Genomic DNA, 3818 nt, shown 5'->3' on the forward strand with positions numbered 1-3818 from the left:
GAAGACGATGTGCTTCTTCGGGTCGATGCCGGAGGCGAGGAACGCCGCGGTGATGGACCTCGTCTGGTCGGCAAGGTCGTCATGGACCAGTTGCGCGGTCAGCGAATGCAGGTCGACGACGCAGTAGATGCAGTCGGAGGTGTCCTGCAGGGCGACGAATTTCTTGATGGCGCCGAGATAATTACCGAGATGCAAATTGCCGGTCGGCTGGACACCGGAAAAGACGAGTGGCTTGAAGGCGGACATGGGTTTCCTCATGGCTTGTGGAGGGCCGTATAAGCATGATTCCAAAAAGTTGCAGACTTTTTGGAGCCAATCATGCGGCTGGAAACCGCGCGCGGCGAAAGTCTTGCGACGGCGCGCTTATGGACGAAGACGCCGCCGCGATCAAGATGGTGCTATAGGTCGATGGAGGCTCTAGTCGTCGATGCCGGTCTTTGCGGCCGGCGGCACTCCCTTGCGCCCGACATTGCGCCGGATCATGCCGAAATCGGCGCCGCCAGTGGCAAAGGCGGTGATGAAGTAGAGCGCAGCGCCGCCGGCGACGAGGCCAAGCACCGTCGTTGCCTTGATGACCAGCGGCGAGCCCGGCCCGAGCCTTGCGGCGAAATAGTGCTCGGCGAAATACAGCGCCACCGCCATTACCGCCGCCGACAGAACCAGCCGGGGAATGCGTTTCAGGAGCGGCACGTCTCGGCCCCAATGGCCGCGCCGGATCAGCACGGCAAGCAGCATCAGCGCGTTAACCCAGCCGGCCACGGCTGAAGCGACCGCAATGCCGGGTGCACCCATCCTGGGAAACAGCGTCAGCGCGGTGGCGACGTTCACCGCCACCGAGATAGCGGCGAAGATCATCGGCGTGCGGGTGTCCTCGCGGGCGAAATAGCCGGGGGTGAAAGCCTTGATCAGCACGAAGGCCGGCAGGCCAAGACCGAAGATCGCCAGGATCGCCGCCACTGTCGGGGTCGAATGGTTGGCAGCAAACGCGCCGCGCTCATAGACCAGCCGCACGATCGGCTCCGCCATCACCCAGAGTGCTGCCGCCGCCGGCAAGGTCATGAACAAGGTGAACTCGACGGAGCGGTTCTGCAGATTGGCCGCCTCGATGAGATTGCCCGATTTCAGCGCCCGCGACAGTTCCGGCAACAGCACAATTGCCACCGCCACGCCGACGACACCGAGTGGCAGCTGATAGACGCGGTCGGCATAGGCGAGCGACGACACGGCGCTGTCCTGCGCCGACGCGATGGCGGTGCCGATCAGCTGGTTGATCTGTGTGATGCCGCCGGTGATCGCCGCCGGCAGCGCCAGGATCAGCAGACGCTTGACGTTCGGCGTCATCTTCGGCCGGCGGAAGCCGATCGAGATGCCGGCATTGCGCACCGCCACCCAGACGATGGCAAGTTGCACGAGGCCCGCCGCCAGCACGCCCCAGGACAGGCTGAAGCCGACAGCACGGGCATCCAGCCCATGATACCAGGCATAGCCTAGCACGCTGATCAGGATGACGTTGAGGAACGCCGGCGCGATCGCCGCCGCGAAGTAACGGCGCAGCGAATTCAGCATGCCCGCCATCATGGCGGCAAGCGACATGCAGATGAGATACGGGAACATGACCGTCGCCAGGGCGACGGTCGTCTCGAACTTGCCCGGCGTGTCGGCGAAGCCCGGCGCCACCAGGTAGCGCACGATCAGCGGCATCGCCAGTTCCATGACGATGGTCAGCGCCAGAAGCGCCGAAAACAGCACGCCGAACACTTCCTCCGAGAAGCGCTTGGCGCCGTCGGTGCCGTGCGTTTCGATCTCCTTGGCAAACAGCGGCACGAAGGCGGCGTTGAAGGCGCCTTCGGCGAACAGCCGGCGAAAGGTGTTGGGAAACTGGAAGGCGGCGTTGAAGGCRTCAGCSAYCGGTCCGGTGCCGAGTGCGGCGGCCATCAGCATCTCGCGGCCAAAACCGAGCGCGCGGCTCATCAGCGTGCCGGAAGCGACCGTTGCGAATTTCTTGACTAGGCTCATGCGTTCGAAGACTGCCTTGGAGCAATTCCAGGAAAAGTGTGAAGCGGTTTTCCCGGGAAAAGCGCATAGCGCTTTCCCTTTGAAATTGCGTTAAAACAAAGAGTTAGAGCTGTCCGTCGTTTCTGGGAAACGGTGAACAGCTCTAGGGATTGGGACAAAGTGAGGATGGCAGTCACTCGGCGGCCGCCTTGGCCTTGCCGCCGCGTTCGGGCGCGATGCCTTCGAGCGCCGCTATCAGCCGGTTGCGGATGGTGGCGGTGCGGGCCGGGCTGTCGATCTTCTGGCCGGTGAGGTCGGTGACATAGAAGGTGTCGATGACCTTTTCGCCGAAAGTGGTGATGTGTGCCGATGCGATGTCGAGCGACAGGTCGGACAGCGTGCCGGTGATCTCCGACAGCAGGCCCGGGCGGTCGAGGCCCTCGACCTCGATGACCGAAAATCGGTTCGAAAGCGTGTTGCGGATCTCGGCGCGTGGCGGGATCTTGAACACCTTGGATCCGCGCCTTGGCTTGGTGCGCTTCTCGATCATCTCCGGCAGCCAGCTCTTACCCGACAGCACGTCCTCGATCAGCCGGCCGACGCGCTCGGCGCGCCGCCGCTCGTCCTCGTCGCGGTCGAATTCCCGTGAGATCAGGATCGTGTCCAGGGCGCGGCCGTCAGACGTGGTGAAGATCTGCGCGTCGACGATGTTGCCGCCCGCCCCGGCGCACGCCCCGGCAATGACCGAGAGAAGACGGGGATGGTCCTGCGCCAAAACGGTGATTTCGGTCACCGCCTCGAACTGGTGCGTCTTGACCATGGTGGCGAGCTTGTTGCCCGACACGTCCGCCTCGCGGATGAATTCGGCGTGGCGAATCTGGTCCGGCAGGTCCACGGCCAGCAAATAGTTCTCATAGTGCAGCCCGACATAGCGCTTGCGGGCCTTGTCGGGCCAGTCGGCGAGCGCCTCGGCCAGACGTTCGCGCGCCGCTGCCGTCCGCTGCGCGCGTGACACTTCCGAGAAGCCGCCGGTCAGGAGCAGTTCGGTCTCGTAGTAGAGCGTGCGCAGCAGCTGGCCCTTCCAGCCGTTCCACACACCGGGTCCAACGCCCCTGATGTCGCAGACGGTGAGGATCAGGAGCATCTTCAGCCGCTCGACCGATTGCACGACCGAGGCGAAATCCTCGATCGTCTTGCGGTCGTTGAGATCGCGCGTCTGCGCCGTCATCGACATGACGAGGTGGTTCTCGACCAGCCAGGCGACCGTTTCAGTATCGGCCGGCGACAGCCCCATATGCGGGCAGATGCGSCGCGCGATGCGGGCGCCGGCYTCGGAGTGGTCCTCCRGCCKGCCCTTGGCGATGTCGTGCAGCAGCACSGCGACATAGAGCGCCTCGCGRCTCTTCTTCAGGCCCGGCATCAGCGWRTGCGAMAGCGGATGSACYTTYTCGCCRTCGCCGCGYTCGATCTCGGCCAGCACGCCGATGCAACGGATCAGGTGCTCGTCCACCGTATAGTGGTGATACATCGAGAACTGCATCATGGCGACGATCTTGCCGAAATCGGGGATCAGCCGGCCCAGCAGCCCGGCCTCGTTCATGCGCCGCAGATTGAGTTCGGCGTTGCGGTCCGAGGTCAATATGTCGAGGAACAGCCGGTTGGCCTCCTCGTCGCGGCGCAGCGACTTGTTGACCAGGCCAAGCGAGCGCGTCAGCAGCTTCAGCGCATCGGGGTGGAACTCCAGCCCATGCTTGTCGGCGAACCAGAACAGCCGCAGCAGATTGACCGGATCGCGTTCGAACACCTGATCGTCGGCGATGTTG

General features: G+C 63.9%; 2 protein-coding genes and 1 pseudogene. All 3 read right to left on the bottom strand.

Annotated features, from left to right (window positions below):
• A pseudogene (locus AC1DX0_RS32595) lies at window positions 1-246 on the bottom strand (tryptophan--tRNA ligase); the annotation flags it as partial.
• Window positions 247-417: 171 nt separating this feature from the next.
• Entirely contained in the window at window positions 418-2016 is a 1599-nt protein-coding gene (gene murJ / locus AC1DX0_RS32600) for a murein biosynthesis integral membrane protein MurJ (protein ID WP_477358495.1), read from the bottom strand.
• Window positions 2017-2188: 172 nt separating this feature from the next.
• Window positions 2189-3818: [protein-PII] uridylyltransferase (gene glnD, locus AC1DX0_RS32605; RefSeq protein WP_477358497.1), on the bottom strand; the 1630-nt coding region annotated here is incomplete at its 5' end.

Source organism: Mesorhizobium sp. P3_A9, assembly GCF_056402975.1.